The sequence below is a fragment of the Nostoc sp. genome (genome assembly GCF_036917435.1).
GTDB lineage: Bacteria > Cyanobacteriota > Cyanobacteriia > Cyanobacteriales > Nostocaceae > Nostoc.
The window spans coordinates 235,867-259,467 of sequence record NZ_JBALDM010000045.1; the positions used below are offsets into that span (position 1 = coordinate 235,867).

At 38.6% G+C, this 23,601-nt stretch carries 15 protein-coding genes and 4 pseudogenes; 9 read left to right on the forward strand and 10 right to left on the reverse strand.

Translation table 11 applies throughout. From position 1 onward, the window contains the following. Positions 1-129: 129 nt before the first annotated feature. The 8 genes and pseudogenes from V7K98_RS22870 to V7K98_RS22905 form a co-directional block, all read right to left on the reverse strand. Positions 130-3,069 (reverse strand): two-partner secretion domain-containing protein, encoded by a 2,940-nt coding sequence (locus tag V7K98_RS22870; protein ID WP_335025974.1) that lies wholly within the window; start codon positions 3,067-3,069, stop codon positions 130-132. A gap of 152 nt (positions 3,070-3,221) precedes the next feature. Then, positions 3,222-3,416, reverse strand: a pseudogene (locus V7K98_RS22875) (response regulator); the annotation flags it as partial. Between the two features lie 95 nt (positions 3,417-3,511). Beyond that, positions 3,512-5,161, reverse strand: a complete 1,650-nt coding sequence (gene pdxR / locus V7K98_RS22880; RefSeq protein ID WP_335025976.1) for a MocR-like pyridoxine biosynthesis transcription factor PdxR — start codon at positions 5,159-5,161, stop codon at positions 3,512-3,514. 771 nt (positions 5,162-5,932) lie between these two features. Beyond that, positions 5,933-7,240: an FAD-dependent oxidoreductase gene (locus V7K98_RS22885; RefSeq protein ID WP_335025978.1), complete on the reverse strand. Its 1,308-nt coding sequence runs from the start codon at positions 7,238-7,240 to the stop codon at positions 5,933-5,935. A 115-nt stretch (positions 7,241-7,355) separates the two neighbouring features. After that, on the reverse strand, positions 7,356-7,997 hold the full coding sequence (locus V7K98_RS22890; RefSeq protein ID WP_335025980.1) for an SMI1/KNR4 family protein: 642 nt from the start codon (positions 7,995-7,997) through the stop codon (positions 7,356-7,358). Positions 7,998-8,133: 136 nt separating this feature from the next. Further along, positions 8,134-9,564, reverse strand: a complete 1,431-nt coding sequence (locus tag V7K98_RS22895; RefSeq protein WP_335025982.1) for a serine/threonine protein kinase — start codon at positions 9,562-9,564, stop codon at positions 8,134-8,136. 205 nt (positions 9,565-9,769) lie between these two features. After that, a complete protein-coding gene (locus V7K98_RS22900) occupies positions 9,770-10,420 on the reverse strand; it encodes a PAP/fibrillin family protein (RefSeq protein WP_335026077.1) in 651 nt (216 codons plus the stop codon). Positions 10,421-12,482: 2,062 nt separating this feature from the next. Continuing rightward, positions 12,483-12,632 (reverse strand): hypothetical protein, encoded by a 150-nt coding sequence (locus V7K98_RS22905; RefSeq protein WP_335025984.1) that lies wholly within the window; start codon positions 12,630-12,632, stop codon positions 12,483-12,485. A 10-nt stretch (positions 12,633-12,642) separates the two neighbouring features. On the opposite strand from V7K98_RS22905, the gene V7K98_RS22910 reads away from it, so the two are divergent. The 4 genes and pseudogenes from V7K98_RS22910 to V7K98_RS28965 all read left to right on the forward strand — a co-directional run. Then, positions 12,643-13,032 (forward strand): hypothetical protein, encoded by a 390-nt coding sequence (locus V7K98_RS22910; RefSeq protein WP_335025986.1) that lies wholly within the window; start codon positions 12,643-12,645, stop codon positions 13,030-13,032. Positions 13,033-13,281: 249 nt separating this feature from the next. Beyond that, entirely contained in the window at positions 13,282-15,126 is a 1,845-nt protein-coding gene (locus V7K98_RS22915) for a lipoxygenase family protein (RefSeq protein ID WP_335025988.1), read from the forward strand. A 278-nt stretch (positions 15,127-15,404) separates the two neighbouring features. Beyond that, positions 15,405-15,572, forward strand: a pseudogene (locus tag V7K98_RS22920) (transposase); the annotation flags it as partial. 682 nt (positions 15,573-16,254) lie between these two features. Further along, a pseudogene (locus V7K98_RS28965) lies at positions 16,255-16,354 on the forward strand (DUF4351 domain-containing protein); the annotation flags it as partial. Positions 16,355-16,409: 55 nt separating this feature from the next. Here the strand turns inward: V7K98_RS28965 and V7K98_RS22925 are convergent. After that, positions 16,410-16,499: pseudogene (locus V7K98_RS22925) on the reverse strand (EF-hand domain-containing protein); the annotation flags it as partial. Between the two features lie 237 nt (positions 16,500-16,736). On the opposite strand from V7K98_RS22925, the gene V7K98_RS22930 reads away from it, so the two are divergent. Then, on the forward strand, positions 16,737-17,366 hold the full coding sequence (locus V7K98_RS22930) for a Uma2 family endonuclease (protein ID WP_335025990.1): 630 nt from the start codon (positions 16,737-16,739) through the stop codon (positions 17,364-17,366). Positions 17,367-17,891: 525 nt separating this feature from the next. On the opposite strand, the gene V7K98_RS22935 is transcribed toward V7K98_RS22930, so the two are convergent. Further along, positions 17,892-18,425 carry a hypothetical protein gene (locus tag V7K98_RS22935; RefSeq protein WP_335025992.1) on the reverse strand — a complete coding sequence of 178 codons (534 nt, stop codon included), beginning with the start codon at positions 18,423-18,425 and terminating at the stop codon, positions 17,892-17,894. Between the two features lie 374 nt (positions 18,426-18,799). Between V7K98_RS22935 and cas10 the strand changes: the two genes are divergently transcribed. The 4 genes from cas10 to V7K98_RS22955 are packed head-to-tail and all read left to right on the forward strand — an operon-like array spanning position 18,800 to position 23,599. After that, on the forward strand, positions 18,800-21,100 hold the full coding sequence (gene cas10, locus V7K98_RS22940; RefSeq protein WP_335025995.1) for a type III-B CRISPR-associated protein Cas10/Cmr2: 2,301 nt from the start codon (positions 18,800-18,802) through the stop codon (positions 21,098-21,100). Beyond that, on the forward strand, positions 21,100-21,813 hold the full coding sequence (locus tag V7K98_RS22945) for an RAMP superfamily CRISPR-associated protein (protein ID WP_335025997.1): 714 nt from the start codon (positions 21,100-21,102) through the stop codon (positions 21,811-21,813). The genes cas10 and V7K98_RS22945 overlap by 1 nt, the downstream gene beginning before the upstream one ends. Then, the gene (gene csx10 / locus V7K98_RS22950) at positions 21,810-23,093 is read left to right on the forward strand and encodes a type III-D CRISPR-associated RAMP protein Csx10 (protein WP_335025999.1); all 1,284 of its coding nucleotides are present in this window, start codon (positions 21,810-21,812) and stop codon (positions 23,091-23,093) included. The genes V7K98_RS22945 and csx10 overlap by 4 nt, the downstream gene beginning before the upstream one ends. Continuing rightward, on the forward strand, positions 23,090-23,599 hold the full coding sequence (locus tag V7K98_RS22955) for a hypothetical protein (protein WP_335026001.1): 510 nt from the start codon (positions 23,090-23,092) through the stop codon (positions 23,597-23,599). The genes csx10 and V7K98_RS22955 overlap by 4 nt, the downstream gene beginning before the upstream one ends. Positions 23,600-23,601 lie beyond the last annotated feature (2 nt).

The following is a 23,601-nucleotide window of genomic DNA, read 5'->3' on the forward strand; positions in this document are numbered from 1 at the left end:
AATATCACTAAAATAGTTCATTTTCTCGGCACGCTGGTAACGAGCGTGTACGCTCCTCTTCAACTTTGATTTTCGCGGTAAGCGATAATTCTTTAATGGACAGATGCAAATTAAAATATTTTCAGCTTATTACTTTTCTACGCAAAGAGAATTTGTAGAAGTTGTTGTTGAACCTGTCGCGCTATTTGAAGGATTGGTAATAGCATAACTGCGTGGAGAATTCTCACTGATTGGTCTGTTTAACTCATTTTCAATATCACTATCCAAATCAATCCATCTTGCCACAAACATTTCTACATTCTGCGGTTCTTCGGGGCGCGATGGTATTCCTCCATGTCCGCGATTGACAAATCGTACCCGTTTTGATTTACTTGGGCTTACATCGCAACCTTCACTAATTTCAACGCTACGCGGTTCACTTGGTAGATTTACTAATCCTTGAGTCGGATCGATACCGAGTGTGTTGATTTCAATCACACCGTTAAGTTGGGGATTGGTTTGTGAAAAGGCTGTAATATCACTCTGTCGAGTTAGCTGTTGGCGGGATTCTAATCCAAAAACTTGCTGGGCATTAATTTCAACAACCCCACCCTGTCCTTCAAAAGCATTTGCAATCACGTCGCTGTTTTCCTGGGGAACAGCAACAACAAAACCATTTCTGGCATTAATTCTGATATTCCCACCATTGCCAGGAGCCTGTCCAGTCCCAGCCGTGGTAGATATCAAGCTGTTTTGACGCATTAACAGTAAATCCTTTACTTTTAGGAGAATATTCCCACCGTTAGCTGATTTTGTTTCTGCTGTAATTGCACCTTGATTTTGCAAGTCGATAGTTTTAGCGGATATTTCGATATTTCCGGCAACTCCTGATCCTTGACTACTAACGGTAATTACAGCCTGATTTTTGAGATTTAATTGGTTGGATAAAATGAATACATTACCACCATTGCCTGTTGCATTCACATCGGTACTAGCTAGGACTCCACTAGCAGCACCTTGATTGGTAAATGTATCCACACCAATTTGAATATTTTTCAAAGCGCGATCGCCATAACTCAAATCACTACCAGCCAGGTTTATACTATCTAAGACATTAAGTGTGATATTACCTGCATTGCCACTACTACGAGTAGAGGTAACAATTTGTCCGCCATTAGTGGCTTCTAAGGTATGAGCGTTAATTACAATACTACCTCCCCTCTGGGCATTTGCAGTTAAGGCATTGATTACACCTCCATCCAGCACCCGTAAAGTGGCTGCATTGACTGTAATTTCTCCTCCCCGACCAATTCCACTGGGTTCGGTATTGCTGTAAAGTCCACTGGAATATCCATCGTAAGCATTGCCAGCAATAGTTACAGTATTAGCCAGATTAATCAAAATATCTCCTGCATCTCCGCGTCCACGAGTGCCGGTAACGATGACAGCACCATTGGTCAAAGATAAAGAATCGGTATTAACTATCACATTACCGCCAATTCCCTGACCTCTATTTTTTACACTGGTGAACGCACCACTGGATTGAAAAAATCCAAATCCAGGAAGATCGTTAAAACGACCATCACCGTCGAAGAGAATATTATGAGCATTAATAATTACATTGCCTGCATTTCCCTTACCAGCAGTACTGCTGGTGAGAACCGCACCGTTGCTTACTTTCACTGTTCCGGCTGAGACATTAACACTACCAGCATTTCCCACTCCCTGAGAGTCAACACGACTGTAAGCACCACTACTAAATGTAGAAGTCGATACCTGATTAAAATCAGCAGCCTCGCCGTCAAATAAAGCTGTATCACGGACGAAAATATTCACGCTACCAGCATCACCCCGTCCAACAGTACTAGCTTCCAGAATAGCCCCGTTAGTAACAGCGAGGGACTTTGCGATGATGTTGAGATTACCGCCTTTACCTGTACCACCATCGGCGATGGAACTATAGCCACCAGTATTAATCCCATTTGTCCCGACACCATCAAAGAGTACCGTATCCGCGACATTGATATTCACATTGCCGACATCTCCTTGCCCATAAGTGCCAGCAAAGATTTGAAAACCTCCAGTTACGGCGAGCGATCGCGCTGTTAAATTAATATTACCGCCTTTACCTTTGGCGTTAGCAAGCACTGCATTAGAAATAAAACCAGTACCAGAAAGAGTAACTGCCTCTGTAGCACTAATATCAATATCTCCCGCTTTGCTATCAACAGTACCCTGGGAAGAAGCAATACCTGCCCGTAAGATACTTCCTTGAGCAATATTTAAATTATGAGCCGCGATCGCAATACTACCGCGATCGCCAGCCCGGACATTAACTTGTGAACCCTGAGTTAGGGAAACATCGCCGCGAACTAAATCAGTAGGAAAACTCAAGCTACCATTCTGATTTAGTGTTACCGTGCCTTTTTGCGCCAATCCCCCTAACTCGATTCGACCTCCTGGAGCTATGATCGTGCCATTGTCTAAACTGACGCTACCACCCACTAGCGCCAGGGTTTTATCTGGCTGCATAACTAGACGCGCTGACTGTAAACTAATAGCCCCTGGTATATTCTCGAATTCCAAGCCAATGGGAACTTTAATCGTCAATAGTGGTGGTGCTTGCGGATTAGTTGCACTAAATTTTATCCCATCAGCAAAAACCACACTACTAGCGGTACTAGCTACAAATGAGCCACTGATATCCAGTTTGGCATTTGCCCCAAAAATAATGCCGTTGGGGTTGATTAAAAATAGGTTAGCTTTTCCTAATACACCCAAAGTTCCGAAAATCTGTGAAAGATTTCGGCCTGTAACTCGGCTAACAATGTTCTCAATTCCTGTTGGATTGGCGAAATATGCACTTCTTCCTTCCCCAATATTGAATTCCTGAAAGCTGTGGAAGAGATTGGTACCGCGAATTGCTCCGCCATCAATTCTGTCAACTAGCTGATTTTGCGGTGTGACTGTAGAACGTTCACTCCCAAGGGTATTATCTGGGGTGATTTTGGAGATAATTTCAGCTATTGCCTTGTTCTGGGCACCAGCGAATATCTGTGACAGGGTCGCGCCGAACCCAGTAATCAACATGAAAAAACTTAGTACTCTCAATTTGTAGTATCCACAATCAGCAATACACAACTATCACCCAAATGAACCCCAAAAATCAGGATTTTTGCATTTTCATAATTTAAAGCTACTAGCCAAAATCAAGAAGTGCGTAGGCGTAGCCCGCCGTAGGCATAACCATCCAATTTTGGCATCATCACATCCAGAACTATGAGGTCTGGGGCTTCTCGATGATTTGCTAACAAGGCTGATTCGCCATCACTAGCTTGGACTACTAAGTAGCCAATCATTTCTAGACGTGTCTGCAAAACTCGGCGGATACTGGCTTCGTCATCTACTACCAGGATTTTTCCTTTATGGACTGGCAAGTTTCTCAATCCTCCCCAAGGGCCAGAACTTTTAACCCTTTATTCGGAATCGGCCAAACCAATTCACAGTAAGCATTTACGTTTTGCATATAAGTCTATTTTGTTTTTCCATCCTGTAAGACACGCTTTAAAATACCCACCTCTTCTTGAATCTTGTCCTCATTACGTGCTGTATAACCCATAATTAACCCGTTTTTTCGTATTGGTGGGTTTGTATTCTTATCCTGACTGTCTTCTTTCTCAGGTTTTTCATAAAAATGCTTTGATAGAGGTCTTACTATAATTCCTTCTTTTTTTTCAAGTCGATCTGCAATGTCTATGTCGTTAAATCCTTCTTCCAGATAGCCGACTATTTGCAGCCCCTGATTTTCGTCTATCTTGTCTATATTTTCTATATTAATTAGTTCTAGTGAAGTCAATTCTTTCATTGCTTTTAAAAATAGTTGCCGTCGCGCTTCATAAGTCTTTTTTATTTGGTTTATGTGGCGCATAAAGTGTCCTTGTTCCATAAAGTCAGCCACAAGTGCCTGAGTTTCTCCAGGTAAACTTCGTTCAGATGCCTTAAGCGCATCCATAAATTGATCAACTAAATGCTTTGGCACAACCATATACCCCAATCGTAAAGAACCATATAGAATCTTATTAAAGGTACCTATGTAAATGACTCGATCGTAAGGATCTATTCCTTTAAGGGCTTGAATCGGTTGAGCAACACATTCTTCAGAGAAACCATCTTCTAGGATACATGCCTCACACTCTTTTGCCCACTCGAGCAATTCAAATCGTCGTTTTAGGCCCATTGCTACTCCCATTGGGAATTGATGGCAAGGTGCAACACAAGCCATTCGTGCTGTTAATTTTAGGTTTCTACCTTCTTTAACATTAAGCCCTTGCTCATCTACAGGAACAGGAATCAAATCAGCACCTGCCTTTAGTAACGCATGTTTAATGCCCAGGTAGACAGGATTTTCGATCCATACTGAATCATGTACATCGATAAGTACGTATGCTGCAAGATTTACAGCTTGTTGTACACCAGAGACAATAATCACCTGATCCTCGTTTATGTCTTTGATAGCTCGATTCGCTTTTAAATAATCTCTAATAGCAACTCTCAAGCGTAAATTCCCTTGTGGATTGCATTCTACCCAATGATCACGATTCTCCAAGTATGTTTTCAACGGCTTCCAGAAAATTTTCGAGGGAAAGAGAGATGGATCGGGTTTGCATGGATGTAACGCACTTATGACGCTTTTATGGGGATTTTGCTCCATTTCGGTATTTAACACCATTTCATCTTTGCAGCGTTTAATATCTTGACTCCTTCTAGATGCTTTAAGGGGCTTTAACTTCTCTTCCCCTTCTTTCAATTTGTCTAAGTCTTCCTGACTTGCTTGTATTAGCAATTTACCTGCTTTTACAAAAATACCAGATCGATCTTTTACTTCAATATAGTCTTCTCGTACAAGTTGTTTTATAGCAGCAGACACACTGTTCCGCCCAATTTTTAGGCCGATTGCAAGGTCTCGTGTTGTAGGAAACTCCGAACCAGGGAGAAACCCTTTTTTTCCTGCTAGAATTGTATCACGAATTTGCTCGTAAAGCTGTGCAGAAATCGATTTCTTATTATCACGGTCGAATTTAAAGCCCAATCCCAATATGAAATTTATTTGTGAGCTTTTTGAACTGTCAACATCTTTGATATCTGTTTTCTCAAGTCTTTTAATTTTACCTTTCCGAATCATATTGTCCTAAATTACTACTTATAAAGAGACTAAATTTCGCCAATTATTTGTCATATCATGTCCGCCTCAGCCCTTACGATAAAATTGCTCGTGAGAGTTTAATATTTGCACCAAATTTAAATTTGGTCGAGGTCAATCAGTCGAGGGTCTGACTCCTCCACTGATTGCCCAGCATAAAGACTTCTCTACAAGAGGCTGCGTCAACGGGACGCTCTGCGAACGTTTAGAGTGAGTCATTAGAAATCTTGACTTTGACTCCTGACTTTTTCTTCAATGTAATTAAATTATTTAGACTTGCTATTACCTAGCAAAATTACAATCTTAGTAACTAAAAGTATATTCTACACTGAGAAATGGTTTTATGAAAATTATTTTTATGAAAATTTATCTAAACCAGATAATAGCCATTGAGAATTTATGAACATTATAATTATGAGCAAAGCCAGTCCTGACTTTTTCCATTATGTCTCAAAAAGCTTGTTGAGAAAGGCTTTTGAATAAAATTCAGTATATTATAGATAACTCTCCATTCTGAGAGCTAAGAGGATGTTTGAAAAGTCCTCAAGCGTGTGTTTCACTACCCTGCCTACCGAGAAACTGCTACGAGAGAATCAGAGTTTTGGGATTTGAGATCGCGCCACTGAGTCGCACTTGAGGCTCAAGTTAACCCTTTTCAAACAAGCTCTTAAGGAAATCTACAAAATTTACTCTATTAGTCTCTTGATTTCAGTAAAAACTCATTGATTTTCAAGTTAATCTCTGTTTTTACTTTTATTTTTGTGTTTGTAAAAACTTCTCGTTTGCCTGTTTTACCTTGGAAATCCAACCCTTATGAGAATTCAAAATTTTAGAGTATGGTATGGTGGTTTCTACAAGAAGTTGAAGCAACGAAGGTGAGAAGTATTTGGGAAATCGTTGATGCAAAAACTCAGCAGTTCTTTTTCTAATAAATGACTCAAAAAACAGTAGTTTATTAGACAAAGGAAAGGTATAATCACTTAGCTCAACTAAGGCGTGAGCATCTGGCTTTCTACGTAGAGTAAATTGTGCGATCGCCTCCGCGATGTTATCAGAATACTCATCTAGTAACTCATCAAAAAAAGCTACATCTTCAAAAGAAGCATTGCAACCCTGACCTAATGAATGAGAAGTGGCATGAGCCGCATCGCCAATCAGCAAAACGCTCTCCCCATGATGATAGGGATTACAGCGAATCCTCAAAACGTTTGATATGGGACGATTTAGAAATGCTTCAGCTTCTGATTCTGGTAAAAGTTGAGCAATTTCTGGAAAGTAATAGCAAAAGAATTGTAATACTTCCTCTTTTGTAGAGAGGTTAGCAATGGTGTTGTCCTTACGAGGAAAGTTAACAACTCCAACAAGCAAGCCATTTATGTCATGCACCAGTACTGCTAACATTCCGTTGCTTGCTCTCCAATTATGGATATAGCCTGATTTGAGGGAAGTTCCACTTTCACTAGGTAAAAAGATGGATTTGTAAGCAGAGGGAGTGTATCTTTGTTCTAACTCAAAATCGTTTGTCGAGAGAAACTGCTCTCTAACTCGCGATCGCGCTCCATCTGCACCAATCAATAAGTCGTAATCAACATTAACTTCTACTGTACAATTGCCTGCTGTTTTTTCAAGGCTGACTGTTTTTGTCTCAAAATCAACTCCCTTGCATTGATGGTCAAAGTGAATATTGAGGCGATCGCTACTATATTGAGCAGTCAAAGTTTTTAACAGCGTGATGACCAATTGTGTGCGATTAAGAAACAACAAGGGTTTTCGCCTTGGAAAAAGTAGCGTTTTACCATTCTCTAGATGAATGAGTGAGCCAATACCTTCCAAGCTCACCGCTTTGACATCTGCGAGCATTCCATCAAGTTTACTTAGGGCTTTGATTCCCCGTTCATTGAGGGCAATTGGAAACGTTCTAGATTGAGAAAATGGAAGTGTTCGTGGGTCACTGCGGCGTTCATAAACTTCAACGTAATAGTCAGCATCACGACGTAGCAGGTAATGAGCAAGAAGAACTCCAGAAGGCCCTGCACCTATAATCACAACTCGCTTGAGCATTTGTTAAAACCTAATCTTAGTAAAATCAAGAAAATGTCTGCTTCTGATGCGATGAAAACTTGCGAGATGAAGACTTAAGACCTATTTGCGTATATGCAAGTTGTAATTTAAGACTTTAGAATTCGTTAAATTCCGATCGAAATTTTTGTGGAAAAAGAGCTTTCCAATAAGAAAGAAAATTCCTGATCCCATCAGAGCTATTTGTATTGATTCTGGTTCTGCAAAAAATCTTATGGTTGCCTAGTTCTATTTGAGTAACAAACCAACCTAGAAAAGTTTCAAAATCATCTGCAAAAACAAACTTGAAGTATTCATCTATACCAAAACTTATCACTTGCTCTACCTTACCTTGCTCCCCTGGATCTAAATCGATACCTACATAGTTAGCAAATCCATCGAAAGCAAAAGGAATCCATTTTTTATTAGCATACATTTTTTTGACTTTTCCAGGGATGTAAGACTCACCAGAAAGGTCATCATTTATGCCATTATCAACAAGTTCTGCCCATAGTCGCCAATTTATCAAAATTTCGTTTAGAGACAAAAATTCCAGCTCATCAAAAAGTCTAAGGTAAGATCCCTTTATCTGCCCATTATGCCACTTGTATAATTCTTTAAATGATAAGGGAAATTCGATTCCCAGTTGATTTTCTACTGCTTCAATTTCACTGGCGGTTGCTCTAGGATTTAAAGTATCTAGCATTTCTGGTAAATACTTTTGGAAGTATATTTCGATTCTATTCAATATCTCGTTCATAACATCTGCATTTTTGAATTGTAGGGTAACTTGAACACTTTTGGAAAAGAGAAAATCGTTTGACTTCAGTTTTGTAGACGATTGGCTCTCGTCATGGAACATCTCGAACTATTCGTCTAAATACATCACTGAAAATTTACTCTCTAGAAATTGGTAATTTCAACCACTCACTTAATTCACCAGCTAGCCAATTAAGTTCTAAAGGAGTAACAGGAAAAGGTTCAATGTCGTTGGTAAAAATTTCATACTTTCTATCGACTGTCCAGAGTGTTATGTAAGGTCTATTTTCGATATCTTTTGTGTATTCTAGTTGGATAATACTTTGCCTGGGGCTAGCCGAAATACGATGAAACTCAATTCCAAAAACATTAAATGTCTGTAAAATATCTTTTTGAGTAATACATAATCGCATATTTCCAAATAAATGCAGCAAAACATACAAAATATTTTTAATTAAAAGAACAACTAAATTTATGAAAAATGTGGCGAAGAAAAAGCAGAAGCCAACTTTGAATGCAAGGAGTGTAATTTGCTGAATTGCTATTATAAAAACTGCGAAAAATAGTATAGCTATGGTAACAATTGAAATCCATAAACACACTTCAATTATATTTATACTTAAACCTTTTGATGGAATAATAATTTCTATGAAATTCTCATTTTTATTCAAAACTACTTTACTATCAGCAAGAGGGAAAACTGTTGAATTAGTCGTCTTTCTCTGAGCTTGAGTTGTATGTCCGCTTTCTTCTAAGGAGCGCATAGCTTCTTCAGCATTAGCGAAGCGTTGGCTGGCAATAGGTTCTGTCATTTTCTTCAACCAATTACTAAAGCCAAAACTAATATTAGCAACTTGCTCAAATTGAATTCGCAGGTCTATATCTGGTAAATCTGCTGGATGATGACCTGTTATTAAATAAATTAAGGTTGCTCCCAAACTGTAAAAGTCAGAAGCGGAAGTAGCCCTACCATTAAATTGTTCTGGTGGCATATATCCATAGCTTCCAACAACCGTCATACTACTATTTTTTCTAAGACCAGTTTGTATCGAACCAAAATCAACTAAAGACACATAACCAACACTATTTCCAGAGCGATCTGTCAAAAGAATATTACTAGTCTTAATATCACGATGAATTATACATGGCTGTCGCCCATGCAAATATTGGAGAATTTCTAGCACATCTTTTGCTATTTGCTTGACTTCTTCTTCACTGAAAGTACGCCCTGCTTCAATTTCTGCTTGCAGAGATCGGGCCGAGATATAACTTTGTACGAGTGCAAATCCTTTATAGTTAGGTTTATCTAGCTCAAAGTAGTCAAGATAACGAGGAATAGCAGGATGGGAGAGTACTTTGAGAGTTTCCGCTTCTCGTTCAAACAGTTTGAAGTCACTCCATTCAATTCCCTTGTCAAAAAGAAGTATTTTGATCGTTACTAGCTCTTGAGTTTGTAAGCTACGGGCTAGCAGCGTCATCCGTCCTACTTTTTTAGATAGATATTGCAGTAGTTTGTAACCTTCTAATAACATCTCTTTATCAAATTCTTCTGATTGTTGACTGACCATTTACTTAGAGCTACTTGTTTAAACAATAACTATCTATAGAAGTCCTATTTGAGTTTTGAACAAGCTCCGTACATCTGAAGAGTGGCAAAAGTCAAATATTCAAACCTAACTTAGTAAAATCAAAAAATATTAGCCTCGAATGAGATGAAAGCTGTACAAATTATTTTCATTATTTCGTATCACTTCAAGATTTATTTCATCGTGTTTAACGATGCAAATTATATTGCTGATCGGTAAAATCATTAACTTTCCTAAGAATAAATAAACTGCCATTTCCAGCACGCCCAATTCTTAACTTTTCGTCTAAATAAGTAATATCAAGGGTGTCAACTCTGCCAAGAGAATTATTAACTGAAACAACCTTAAATGGATTTAGTTGGGGAGTCTCAATACCAATAATTTTCTCAATCGCTCGGTAGTGTTTGTCAAAATAGATGTTAATGCGTTTGTTTGCTAAAGGCCATAAATCTGCGATGGCAGGCTCAAAAGTAGCTGTCACCTTGACATATCCAGATAGGATGCCAAGATTATGTTTCACATAAGCTAAATTCAAAAACGATTTATTGCTAACATCAATCAGTTGATAGACTTTACCCAGTTTGAATCCTAATGGAAGGGAGTCTAAAGAACAGATTTCTCTAGCAGTGGAGTATTGTAGTTGCCAAGCTCCCTCTAGCAAATCAATAGCGTCAAGGAGAAAATTAGGATTAGGATTGATGCGCTCTAATTCCATTGTTAATTGTTCAATCTCTGCCGCAGTAATTTTGTCTAACTTCAAATTGGTAATAGGAGAGCCATCACGATGAGGTCGAATTTCATAAAGTAGCGCTTGTAGTTTTTCCTTTACATTTAACATTGCTTCTGGCTCTAGTTGTAGTTGAGGACTCCCTAAACCTATAGCTTCTTTAATTTGCTGTTCCATCCTTATTTATACTCATTTAAAATTGCATTATTCATCATCGATAAAACAAATAGGTTCCAAAAAATCTGAAATAATTACCAATTTTACTTCTAGAAAAACATTGTTTTGCTTGTTTATTGATTCGACTTATTATCTAATGACTGGAGCTATAATCAATAATTCATTGTCTCCAGCAACCAGAAGATTATGTTGTAAAAATATTTTTATCAATCTCGATTAACTAACAAATAGTCTGTATGTTTTCCAGCGATTATATTAACCCATACTATCGACTATTTATTGTTATAAAAGCTGCTGAAAGATAGAAACTTTTCGCAACATAATCAGAAATCTGAGACAATGAGTCAGATTAGCAGATGCTAAGTATTTCTATTGAGCTTAACTTATTGCATCATAGCCGAATGGCACTAAGAAAAGATGAAACCTCGTCAGGGCTATCTTATTGGGGGTAGGGTTATGTACATTTTGGTCAGATAGGAAGGAAGCATTGCTTTCTCCTTCCCTCCTTTTAACTGGACTTAGAAAACTTCTAAGTATCTAGAAGACTTCTAAGTATCTGGCTCAAACAAGTTAGTATGGCTATATTGCTCAAAAATCAATTGTTTGACGATCAAAAAGATAAATCCAGATTAATCCAATGGGTATCTTTCATCAGTATGGTTTCAATGACATTTGATAGTTGTAGCGACTGTGCAACTTCAGTCCACACCCAAATATCTAATCGTTAACCTGTTTTTTATCACAGACATACTAGATGCCGGCAATTTTACTGATGTTTTCACACGAGGCTTATCTGTTTTTTAATTATCAGTTAGCCTACTAAGTAAGCCGTATTTAGGAGAAAAATTTCTCCTAAATAGCGACAGAACACGAGGATAACTCTGAATGCATCTAAGGGTAATCCTCCAATTTAGATTTACAAGTATCACTAGAAAGAGTACTAGCAGGAGTAGGGGAAATTAGAGTTTTTTCAAATTCATTGTTAGCCTCATTTACTTTAGTGGAATGAATAAAGGGAATAAAGGCAATCGGAAAAGATGCAACCAAAATTGCTGATAAAGTTCTCTGCATGATTTTTCTCCGCTATTAATGGAAACTTACATGAGGAAATCTGAAACCATAAAATCCTTTCTAAAGATGAATTTCATAGCTTGAATACATCTTTATTTAGTTACAGGAGAGCATAGACAATTTGATCTAACCTCTAATAAATAGAGGAGTGAAAGCTGTCTTGTGCTGATATTTTTGCAAAAAAGTGCAAAGAAAGCGATCGCATTGCTACTTGTTTAGCATCTGACAACACATTAGCGCATTATCTGGTTTGATGCAAGTGTAAATTTTGGAAAAAACCCAGTACCAGATTAAAGTGCTTTTAATTCACCAATCTTATATAATTGTGCTTAAATTAGTAGTATGTGCAAGGCAAGCTGACTTACTTATGGTTATTATTCACCATAAAATGCGTTATTTGGTTGTATTTTGAGCAATTATCTTGTTTTTTACGTTTTATAACCTTTTTCTTACCTACAATTTTATCGGCGATCGCATTGATGAAAAATTACATATCGAGCATTGTCTATATTATTTTTGGTTTTACTAAAATCTAAATTTAGCATCTCTGGGAGTTCCACATTGAATCGTAAGTCATAACAAAAGAATAGACCTTTTGCAAAAATCAGTTTTATGGCAAAATTATGAATTTTAAAATTTGCTTTCTATTTCTATCAGACATCCTGACGAGGTAATAAAAGTTCTCTGTATAAATTTTGATTCTGATCGGCTGGATAGAATTTTAAACGCAATAGAATTATCCTTATCAAATGTTACCAATGAATTAAGCCATGAATTAGATCAAACTTTTACACCTGATGGGGTGAGAAAAAAGCTATAAAGCAGACTGGATAAGGTGCATAGCACGCAGACCCTTTTAAAAAGTAAAAAGTAAAAAGATAATCCCCATAAATAAATCTAGGGGATTTAAAAAGGACACCTTGTTTCACAGCATGTCGTGTTCTGCTGGTCGATATAGACCCGCAGCTTGACCACTTTCATGGGCCATCGCTGCTGTCATTTTTGGTGCAATACTCTGTCTGGGGCAATGGCTGATACTCCGCCAGACTGAGATGACACCTAGAATTTTCGCCATAATCAATACAGTGGTTGGAATTATTGTCTACTCCCTGCTGGTGTGGTTCAACCAAAAAAGCCTTGTATGGAGCGGTAATCCCATTGAAGGCTGGAAAACTGGACTCATCTTTGTAGTCGGTGGTGCGGTAACAGGTGCAGCCACAGGTAAAGCTTTGGATTTCTACTGTTGGCGAATTGAGCAGCAATTAATCTTAATTGAGAGGGAGAGGGTCGAGAAAGAAACCCTACAAGGAGAAAGATTTGAAAAAGAAAAAAAGCAGCAAGAAATCTTAGAAGCAGAAATCATAGAGAGAAAAAGAATAGAGACAGAAGTTGCCCTTGAAGAAGAACGTTTGTGGTACGAACAACATGGTAAAGATTTTAGCGACGATTATGATTATGACGAGGAGGATGAATAACTTTGTGCTGACATGAAGCCAAATTAGCGATGCCTGCGGCGGGCTACGCCTACGCTGATGAATTAGCTCTCACATCGCTTCAAACTATGTAGCATTCAGTGACCTACGCCAAGACTAGCTAACTGGACACCACAGATTAACACCCCATTTGTAATAATTTAAAGATAAGTATCGTATTTTACACAAAAACGAATGGACATTGTATGATTTTTGTTGGTGAAAAGTAGGGTTTTTGAGGAGGATAATGTAATGCGCTTACCGACTCGACAGCAAAGACACCAACAATTAATAGAGCAATACGTCATATCGCGCCGTACTATGCTTGCGGTGTTGGGTTTTGCCTGTACCCCTGGTTTGGAAAACTTAATCCGAAGTGATACTCAACCTTCAAAGCCAAGCTCTCCTGATAATGGACAGATCCCGACTTTACCGCAGTACGATCAACTGACGACTCAGCAAGAGCGTCAACAGCAGCTAGAACAAACACGTCAACAATACCAGGTCGCATTGCGGCTACCGACTGCTGTTCGTGTGGCAACTTTACCAGTTCAAGAGGTTTTTTCCCAAGGGTATACCAATAATCGTGCAACTTTGTCAGAGAAAATAGCAGCAAATCAACAAGCATTTTTGCAGAATCCACAGTCATTTCTCAGTCTGGAAGACTACGCAGCGGTTTTTCCGGTTTTACCTTTACCAGATGTTGCCAAGACCTTCCGAAGCGATGTCAAATTCACGCAACAGAGGCAATCTGGCCCCAACCCAATGGAATTAACCAATGTCTTGGCACTGAATTATAGCCTGACTCAAAAACTTAGAATAACGGATGAGATTTTTCAAACTGTGCTCAGAAGAGTATATAGAAAAGGGTACGTTAGGGAAACTGTCAAAAGTGCCATTCAAAATGGCAATCTGTTTGTCACCGATTATGCATTACTTGATAGTGATACTGTTATTCCGCAACCGAATAAATTTCTCACCGCCCCAATCGCCCTCTATTATGCCGATCGCAATCGCAGGGATTCGTGCTTAATCCCTATTGCCATTCAACTAGGACAAATTCCCGGAATAAGTCTGCTTTGCACACCGATGGATGGAGTAGACTGGACTTTGGCGAAACTGATCGCTCAGATGGCTGATTTTTATGTCCATGAGTTAGTACGTCACTTGGGGCAGACTCATCTGGCTTTAGAACCAATTGCACTAGCTACTGTTCGTGAACTAGCAGTTCGGCATCCCGTGAATGTGCTACTAAAACCCCATTTTGAGTTCACAATGGCAATCAATGCCGTTGCGGATCAGGTACTGATTAATCCTGGAGGATTGGTAGATATCATTTTAGGAGGCACTCTTGAAAGCTCACGCAACCTTGCAAATCAAGGTGTTAGCGAAGTTTTTAACAACTTCAGTAACTTTGCTCTTCCGACTAATTTACGCCAGCGCGGTGTCGATGACCGTTCTGTACTCGTAGATTTTCCCTATCGTGATGACGGGTTGCTAGTCTGGAAAGCCTTAGAAGAATATGTTAGTCAATATGTGGGAATTTACTACAAATCCAACCGAGATATTCGTGAGGATTTTGAACTCCAAAATTGGATACAAGCTTTACAAAGACCCATTAGTGAGAAAGGTTTTGGTGTAGCTTCTCTACCACCCCGTCTGACTAACCGCGATCAGTTGATTGATTTACTGACACAAATCATTTTTACTGCTGGCCCACAACACTCAGCTATTGCCTGGATTCAATACCAATATATGGCTTTTATTCCGAATATGCCAGGAGCTATCTACCAGCCTATTCCAACTATCAAAGGAATCATCCGGGACGAGAATAGCCTTACTAATTTCCTACCTGGCGTTGAGGCAACATTCGCCCAGGTTAACGTCATGGCAGTGATTGGCACCAAGCAAGATCCCAAGGCATTTACAGATTTCGGCGTGAATAGTTTTCAAGACTTTCGAGCTATTGGTGTTCTAAGACGCTTGCAAGACCGTCTCAAAGGTTTAGAAAAACTTATCGAACAACGCAATCAACACCGAAAGGAATGTTATCCTGGCTTTTTACCCTCTCGTATGGCTAACAGTACAAGTGGATAAGCTTCTTCTGGGGGGATCAAAATAACCAATTGTTATTGGTTGAGTATTAACATGAACTACCCACAGTTGGCTTCGCCTGAACTGTGGGTTTCTACATCCCTCAGTTCGTTTTTAGCAAAATTTTCTGTAGATTTTTGACGCTTCTTCGCCCCTAGTTGCTTCATGCTTCCCGCTCTCTTGGAAAATTGCTCCTCTTGGGGAGACCCCAAGACCGCATTTTCCGCAGTTTTGCGAGTGCGTGGAGTAGAGCTAGGCGACTCTGCGCCTACGAGACTGGAAAATCTGCAAGCAGCAGAGTTGTCCGTAAAGAGTTTAAAGAGCATATTGACAAGTTTTACTGGAAACCTTTGTTTTGGTCTAGTTCGTACTATGTAGCATCAAGTGGTGGCGCACCTATTGACAAACTAAAAAAATATATCAAAGAACAAGATGCCCAAACTGAATAAATATAGATTGGTTATTTCCACTTCGTTTCAATAACCCGCTCCAACCCCTACCCTATGAGTACATTGAGTCACGGGTACTGCCGCGATACGTTCAAACCATCCATTCAGTCCACTGTGGGGCATCTGTCACCAGTTGAGCAAACAAGTCCTGTTCAAAATCCTCAAATTTCAGCATCACGCCCCATCGCTCATCAATGGTTAGGGTACTGAGTAAAACTTTTCACAGATTCCAAATCGCCAACTGAGCGTAATATTTTACCCCCTCCCACCACGAATCACTGACTTCTTCATCTGTGTCCATACCCCTCGATTATTACTCCCATCTTCATTAAGGGGGGGTGTGGACAGAGTGTTAATCCCATACTGAACCTGCATCCTAGCCGCATAAGTGGCATTTATCTGCTGTTCCTCCTGACGCTTTTGTTCCCTCTCTTATCGTTGCAGTTGCCGATACTGCAACACCTCTTGAGCAAACACAACATCCTCAGTATTGAGTCGATAATACCGAATCCATTTCCCATCCTCCAAGGGTCGCCGCGAAGATGTAGACAGTCCGAGTTATGCAAAATCCAGATTGAGGATTCATCGAGGGGAATGCTGAGGTTATTATGTTGTAAAAACAGATAAAATATTATTATTAATCACTTAAAATCAATTGTAAATAAACCAAATTAAATAATTTCGATTTGCATATGACGAATTTGCTCGTATATTATCTGGAAGAACTGTTAAAACCTTATGGGGAAGTAAAATCATCATCAAAAATATCAGGAGAGATTAAATAAATTGATGTGCTATTTACTCCTTTAGCACAGCAAAACTCTAATTTAGAAGTTTGGTTAAAAAAAGATCATTAATGGAGATTTTGCCGTCTTGATCGGTATCTAAGGTGTTAAAAAGAGATTGAAGCTCTTGCTCGGTTGTCATAAGTTTTTATCTGAAGTAGTTTTTCAACTTAATATCTCATGAATCTTTGATTAATCTCTCAAAATTAAATAAACTTGTTTCAATTGACGTAGAAACGGCGATCGCTGGGGCTGATATCGGTTGTAAGCTGTGGGTTACAGGGTTTACACGAGGACTCAGCCTTCAAAGGGAGCATCATCACTTCGTTAGCATAATAAAAAGGATAAATGAACAGTACAAATAAATCCAGTAACTTTTATGAGTCAAACACAATGGGAACTAAAGCTACTGACCTTCGATGAATTTATCGAATGGTATCCAGAAAACTCAGAAGTACGTTATGAATTACATGATGGGGTGATTGTGGAGATGCCAAAGCCTAAAGGGGAGCATTCTGATTTAGCTGGTTTTTTGATTGAAGAATTACTGATCACAATTAGAGAGATGGGTAAGCGCGGTATCTGGACTATACCGAAAGAATCCATTATTAAACCATACCGAGAAAAATCAGGGTACGAACCGGATATTATTGTTTTAAATCAAGAAACTATTGATACCGAAACACGCTGGAAGAAGGAATCAGTTATCCATAATGCTAGTTCGGTCAAACTAATAGTTGAAGTAGTGTCAACCAACTGGCAGGATGATTATTACGATAAGCTTCGTGACTATGAAGCTATGGGTATACCTGAATATTGGATTGTGGATTATGCAGCGTTGGGTGGACGTGTATTTATTGGTAGTCCCAAAGTTCCGACTATTTTTGTCTGTGAACTTATTGATGGTGAATATCAAATGACACCCTTTAGAGGAACAAACCTTATAGTGTCTCCTACTTTTTGTCAGTTCAATCTAACCGCGCAACAAATTTTTGACTCAGTGATGTGAACTTTTTGAACTCCAAAAAATTGTCAATGCCAGATTTTTAACAGTCAACGGCAGCATCTTTAAATCATCAGCGATCGCCCCCAGTGATTCGCCCATTTCCCGACGGGCCAAGATAGTCGCCCAGGTGGAAGCAATTTTATCAGTGCGTAGACGCTTCGTCTTGTCGCAGACATCGCTTGCCCTAACCCAGAACCACCAGTGCTAAGAGAGCGATCGCTATTCCCTCAATAAAAACCTTTTGCCGAGTTACAGTAGTAAATCTAGCTTTGCTGAATCATGGGATGATTTCTCCCACTTTGAAACGAATTATCAATGGTTTAACCCGCCAATTCATCCCGCATCTATGCAACACCGTAAATCTTAAGTAGAGTGAGTGTATTACCGCTTTAACCCAACGCACCGCTAAATCTAGCGCAGGTTTCCCCAGTTGCCTCAATTCTCCCAGCCTTGTTTTTTGTTGATAATCCCTTAACTTTTAAAAGTCAGTCACTAAAATAGTTTTATTTTTACTTTATCAATAACCTCTTATTTATCTTCATAGGTAAAAGTAGAGAGAATAGTGAAAACGTCAGAAATTAGGCGAATAGGAGTGTTACAGACAGAGTACCACTGGTATCTATTTAATAAATCCCAATGTTTACTTTCCAATGCTCGACTATCACCATAAGTATAAATAATGACAGGTATTTTGTATTGTGTTGCTTTAATATATACGGATTCAAAGTAACTAAAATCAGAGCCACAACCGATAATAACAAGGCTTTTGGTATCTATATTATTAATTTTACGAATATCGCAAGTCCTAAAATCTGCATTAAATAAACGATTGTTTTTAATTTCTTCAAATTCGACCTCCATCTCTTTATTGTTCTCATAAGGTGGATAAAATACTTTAATTTTTCTTTGTAAGTTATGAAAGAAAATTTTTTCTCGTTTCAAGATAGTATTCATAACTTTGTAAGTGAGAAGCGAACCAGTAGCTATCGAAAAAATGATTGTTAAAGTACCAACTAACAAGTCAAGATTACTTAGATGTTGATAAATAGTTTGACCGTTCATGCTTCATTTACTCCACTGAAAGGTGTTTTCGTCGCCTAACTGTGATCAAGATACTCAGTAGATTAAAGCATAAAAGCTTCACTACCAGGGGACAAATGTATCAAATACTGCTGGCTATGTGTAGTGATATAGATCATTGACAGAATAGATAAATTAACTTTCGAGTCCATACTTTGAGCCAATTCCTTCCCGAAGATAAATATTCATTACCAACCAGGGAGAAATACGAAATTTTTTTATTTTTACTGGACACCCAGTATACAGTAGTGTAATTTGTTAACAGATAAAAAAGTTACTTCCTACCAAAGTATCTCAGTAGAAAATAAGACTACTGGTAGGTTGAGACTAATCACTCATTGCTTTGATTTAAGCCGATGACAAACGATTCTCGCATACGCACAATTACTGCATTAGCCTGGTGTCTTGCTTGGGGCGAAAAGCACAATCTCAATCAGGATGAACTCAGTACGTTGCATCAAATGCGACAAGCATTGCAAAAAGGGCAGGATGTGCCAGAAAGTACGATATCTGTTGTTCAACAGGCACAGTATCTCTACGATATTCCAAATCCAAAGGAGTACTTCCCCAAAACCATTAAAGAGTTACACAACGATTATCGTGACCTCTGGCAACAAGAAACACGTATTGGGTTAGTTTATGGTGGTGCGACAAAGATTAAACAATACGTTTTTGAAGCATCAAAATTACCGGATATTCGTGGTGCTTCAGCACTCCTTGACCGGATAAATTTAGTTGATTTACCTACGTTTTTTGGTGACGGGAGACGATCGTTATCAATTGAGCAGTGGCTAGATCGTAATTTTCCAGATTTAAGACAAGCTCTAATTCCTGAACTAATTATTTATTCTACAGGTGGTAGCATTCTTGCATTTTGTCCGGCAGCATTTATTGATGATTTAGCAAATGCTATTGAAAAACGCTATACTCATGAAACTTTAACAGCTAATTCCTGTGCGGTTGGCGATACTTTTAAGTTATTAGAATTTCGATTTGGTTTGTTGCAAGACAAAATAGAAGATACTTTCTGGTTTGATAAATATGAGATTAATCAAGCAAATCCCATAATCAAAGCTTATTTTGACCAATCGGAAGTTAGCGATCCTTTTGAAAGATTCCAAAACCGCAAGAATTTCAATGAACTGGTGGGTAAATTAGCCAACCAGTTCACACAAAGACGAAATGGTAATGATTTACCTAGAAAAAAACGTCCAAGTCGCTGCTATCCGCCGATATTTGAAACTCATCCATATCTGCAACGAGATGAAAGCGATCGCCGTTCTGCAATTATGAGAGTAGAGTTACCAAATAGCAGTTTTTTGTCAGAACCTTTAGCACGAAAACGCTTGGTAGGAGAGATTGCTAAACGGGAAAGTTCTCACGCCTGGTATGAAAATGCCAATTTGGAATGGAACCCCCTTGATATTTGGATTCCTAGCTGGGTAAATAAGTTTAAGGAATTTCTCAATGAAGAAGATAATCAAGAATTAGCTAATCGATATTATGGTGCTGTCAATCAAGAGGATGTAAAAGAAGCACGTTCTCTGAGAGAAATTGCATCAGCCAGTCATCCATCAGGATTTGTGGCTTATATTTATGCTGATGGTAACAATATGGGTGGCTATATTCGTCAGAAAATTAAGACACCACAAGATTATCGACTTTTTAGTAAAGATATTTTTGATGCAACAGAGAAATCTGTTTACAAAGCTTTAGCTAATTATTTGCATCCTTATCAATATACACCTGATGCTAAATCTAGCAGAACTAACAAAGAAACTGTTTGGATTCATCCTTTTGAAATTATCACGATTGGTGGTGATGATGTATTACTAGTTGTTCCGGCAAATAAGGCTTTAGAAATTTCTCAAGCTATTGGTGATGAGTTTGAAGAACATTTGTGGAGAACTGGCCGTTATTCATTAGAGCCAACAACACCTAATTTATTAGCTCATCGCTACACCACAGATAATGTACCGCCAGTTTCTAAATGTCTGTTGAGTATGTCAACTGGGGTATTGATTACAGCACAGGATACGCCAATTTATTATGCAGACAAGCTGGTAAGTCAACTACTCAAATCGGCTAAAAAATATGCGAAGGAATTAAAGAAAGACCACAAATATTATGGTGGAACAGTAGATTTTCTAGTTATGAAAGCTGTAACGATGATTTCCTCAAATATTAAGGAGTTTCGAGAACAGGGATTAATCAAAAATAAAGATGGAGAATCCAAGTTAAAGCTTTATGCTTCTCCTTATACATTATATGAATTAGGTGGACTGTTAGAAACTGCTAAGGCATTTAAAAAAGCCGAATTTCCGCGATCGCAACTTTACCAAATTCGCAGTTTACTAGAACGAGGTAAGCGTACAGCTATTCTTAACTATCGCTATTTTAAGATTCGCCTAACGAATGACAAGGCTAAACAAGAATTAAAAGATAAATTTGAATTAGCTTGGTGTCAACCTAAAGATTCATCTAATAACGGTAATTTAGCACCTTGGATGTCTTTACAAGAAAGCGATTCACAAGATGCAGAAAAATCGAGAATGACTTATGAAACTATTTGGCGAGAATTAGTTGATTTGTATCCGTTTATTACTGAAGAAGTAGAAACTATTCCAGAACAATCAACTACACCAGAGGTAAGATAATGATTTATTTAGATTGTCTTTCTTCTGTTGAAACTGATACTATCCGACTTAAAGCTGTAATTGACACTGCGTTGTGTGTAGGTGCGGGTGGTTCCTCTGGTTCATTAGCAGATAAACCCATTGTCCGCAATGCACAAAGACAACTGCTAATACCCGCTTCGCAACTCAAAGGAAGATTGCGTCATGAATGCGAAAAGCTTGCACGTAGTTTAGGATGGGAAATATTTTCTGCACCTTCAGCGCAGTTACTTTGTCCGACTGAAGAACAAGTATCGAGTCAGTTTAGAAACGATTATCAAATTCCCGGTTATAAAGGATATCACTGTTTTGTTTCTAAAATATTCGGCGATCCAATTTTACCTTCACGGGTTATTATTGATGACTTGATTTGCTCTTTTGCAGCAGAAGATTTAGAAGAAGTTTTGCGTCCTGGTGTGACAATTAACCGCAAAAGACGTACCGCAGAAGAGAAGAAATTGTATTTATTAGAAACTTCTCCAGTCAATACTCAACTAAGTTTTAAGGGAGATATTCATCTGTTACCAAATTGTCCCAATTATGCCAAACCTTTGATAATTGCAGCTTTACATCATATTCACGCCTTGGGTGGTAGCAAATCTGCGGGGTTAGGATGGTTGCATTGGGAGGGACTACCGCAAATTTCTAGTGATGATGTAGTTTGGTCAAGTTTATTACCAGAGGCGGAATCATGACACGACTGGAATTAACTATTACAGCTTTATCTCCACTTGCGCCAGGACGACAAAAACCCGGTGGTTCGGTTAGTGAGGTGGAAAACTATATTTCTGGTTCGGTGTTACGGGGTGCGATCGCTTCCCAAATTTTACAACTGTCTGGTCAGCAGTCAGCAAATTTAGCAGAGGATGGTGGTAATTTTCAAACTCTATTTTTAGGGGGAAATCCGGCAATTTTTGGGAATGCTTACCCCGCAGTTACGAAAATAGACAATGAATCGACAGATGTAAGTCAGCAAATCAAGGTTTTACCTGCGACGGCTGTTAGTTCCAAAACCAATCCAGGCTTTACTTCCAGTGGTGGCGGACATGGAGTTTTTGATACTCTCATCGATGCCTTTTGTGCAGCAGCCTATAATCAACCTTACGATCCCAGCGACCCCAAAGCGATCGCACAAGGAACAAACCCCCAGGTCGAAACTTACAATAGTTTTTACAGCAAAGTAAAAGATAAATATTACAGCCACGATGCAACTAGCCGCTTTTTGACACGAGTGGGAATTAATCGTCGTCGCGCTACCGCAGAAGAAGAAATCCTTTACAGTGTGCAAGTTTTGAATGAGTCTTTTTTGAAAAATACTAAGACTGATGAATGGGATAAGGTCGTATTTCGGGGTTTTGTTGTAGTTCCTGATGAAACTTTGGCTGAAGCGTTGCAAAGATTCATCGAGAGAAATTCCTACAACTTCCGAATTGGTGGTTCGGCTTCCAGAGGTTTAGGTAAGGTCAAAATTGCAGTCAGCAAAGGACAAGCACCAGCAAAAAGCGTTGAATATCGAATTGAAGAGTTTAACAAAGCTTTGCAAAAAAGGTGGGAACTTTGGGCGGTTTTCTGTAAATATAAATATGACTTGTTAGCAAATAGAATTTATTTCACTCTTGATTTGCAATCTGATGCTATTCTTAGCGAAAATTGGCAACGCACAACGGTAGTTTCAGCCGATATGTTGAAGGATTTTGCCAATGTTAAAGATGATTCATCGCTGGAAATACACATTGCTTACAGCAGTTATGAATATCGTTCTGGCTGGAATTCTGCTTGGGGATTAATGAAAGATGTAGAACTTGTGACTAATAAAGGTTCTGTATACTTGTTCAGTACAAGCGAACCAGAGAAATGGTATGCAGCATTAGAAATTATAGAGGAACAAGGAATAGGCGATCGCACCTGCGAAGGTTTTGGACAGGTGGAGGTTTGCAATGAATTTCACAAAATTTTTCGAGAGGATGCAAAATGACTCAGATATTAGACCCCAAGGTAGCGCTAAAAGTACAAAAAGCAATTCGCCAAGCCGAAGATTATTTAGTAATTGCGATTGAAACCGCTTTAGATAATTGTGAATATAGTAAATCTGGTGATAAAAAACTAGAGGAATCACAGTTTAATAATTTGCTGAGAGTTGCTGACACAACTGATAGTCCAGAAGTAATTAAAAATTTTATTTGTTATCAAGTTGGTAGGGATGAAAAATGGGGAAGAGGTAAAAAATCTCTTGCGGCTAAAATCATTCAAGATATAGATATCTCTTTAAAAATAAGAGCTAATCAAATTGTGGCAGATAATCCAAGTTCAGATTTTAAATATATCTGGATACAACTTATTCGTCGCTATATTGGTTACGGCTCACGTTATTTAAAATATCTTAATGAAGTAAAAGGGAAGGCAAATTCATCCGTTGTTGACCCTCGAAATGCAGAAGGAAGTAGAGAACAAGTAGAAACAAATAGTAAAGATGGCAAATAGAA

What these genes read in the sequence shown, in the direction of transcription:
- V7K98_RS22870 (WP_335025974.1), bottom strand. Translation starts at nt 3,069, where the DNA reads ATGTTGATTACTGGGTTCGGCGCGACCCTGTCACAGATATTCGCTGGT.
- pdxR (WP_335025976.1), bottom strand. Translation starts at nt 5,161, where the DNA reads ATGATTCGGAAAGGTAAAATTAAAAGACTTGAGAAAACAGATATCAAA.
- V7K98_RS22885 (WP_335025978.1), bottom strand. Translation starts at nt 7,240, where the DNA reads ATGCTCAAGCGAGTTGTGATTATAGGTGCAGGGCCTTCTGGAGTTCTT.
- V7K98_RS22890 (WP_335025980.1), bottom strand. Translation starts at nt 7,997, where the DNA reads ATGAACGAGATATTGAATAGAATCGAAATATACTTCCAAAAGTATTTA.
- V7K98_RS22895 (WP_335025982.1), bottom strand. Translation starts at nt 9,564, where the DNA reads ATGGTCAGTCAACAATCAGAAGAATTTGATAAAGAGATGTTATTAGAA.
- V7K98_RS22900 (WP_335026077.1), bottom strand. Translation starts at nt 10,420, where the DNA reads ATGTTAAATGTAAAGGAAAAACTACAAGCGCTACTTTATGAAATTCGA.
- V7K98_RS22905 (WP_335025984.1), bottom strand. Translation starts at nt 12,632, where the DNA reads ATGGCGAAAATTCTAGGTGTCATCTCAGTCTGGCGGAGTATCAGCCAT.
- V7K98_RS22915 (WP_335025988.1), top strand. Translation starts at nt 13,282, where the DNA reads ATGCGCTTACCGACTCGACAGCAAAGACACCAACAATTAATAGAGCAA.
- V7K98_RS22930 (WP_335025990.1), top strand. Translation starts at nt 16,737, where the DNA reads ATGAGTCAAACACAATGGGAACTAAAGCTACTGACCTTCGATGAATTT.
- V7K98_RS22935 (WP_335025992.1), bottom strand. Translation starts at nt 18,425, where the DNA reads ATGAACGGTCAAACTATTTATCAACATCTAAGTAATCTTGACTTGTTA.
- cas10 (WP_335025995.1), top strand. Translation starts at nt 18,800, where the DNA reads ATGACAAACGATTCTCGCATACGCACAATTACTGCATTAGCCTGGTGT.
- V7K98_RS22945 (WP_335025997.1), top strand. Translation starts at nt 21,100, where the DNA reads ATGATTTATTTAGATTGTCTTTCTTCTGTTGAAACTGATACTATCCGA.
- csx10 (WP_335025999.1), top strand. Translation starts at nt 21,810, where the DNA reads ATGACACGACTGGAATTAACTATTACAGCTTTATCTCCACTTGCGCCA.
- V7K98_RS22955 (WP_335026001.1), top strand. Translation starts at nt 23,090, where the DNA reads ATGACTCAGATATTAGACCCCAAGGTAGCGCTAAAAGTACAAAAAGCA.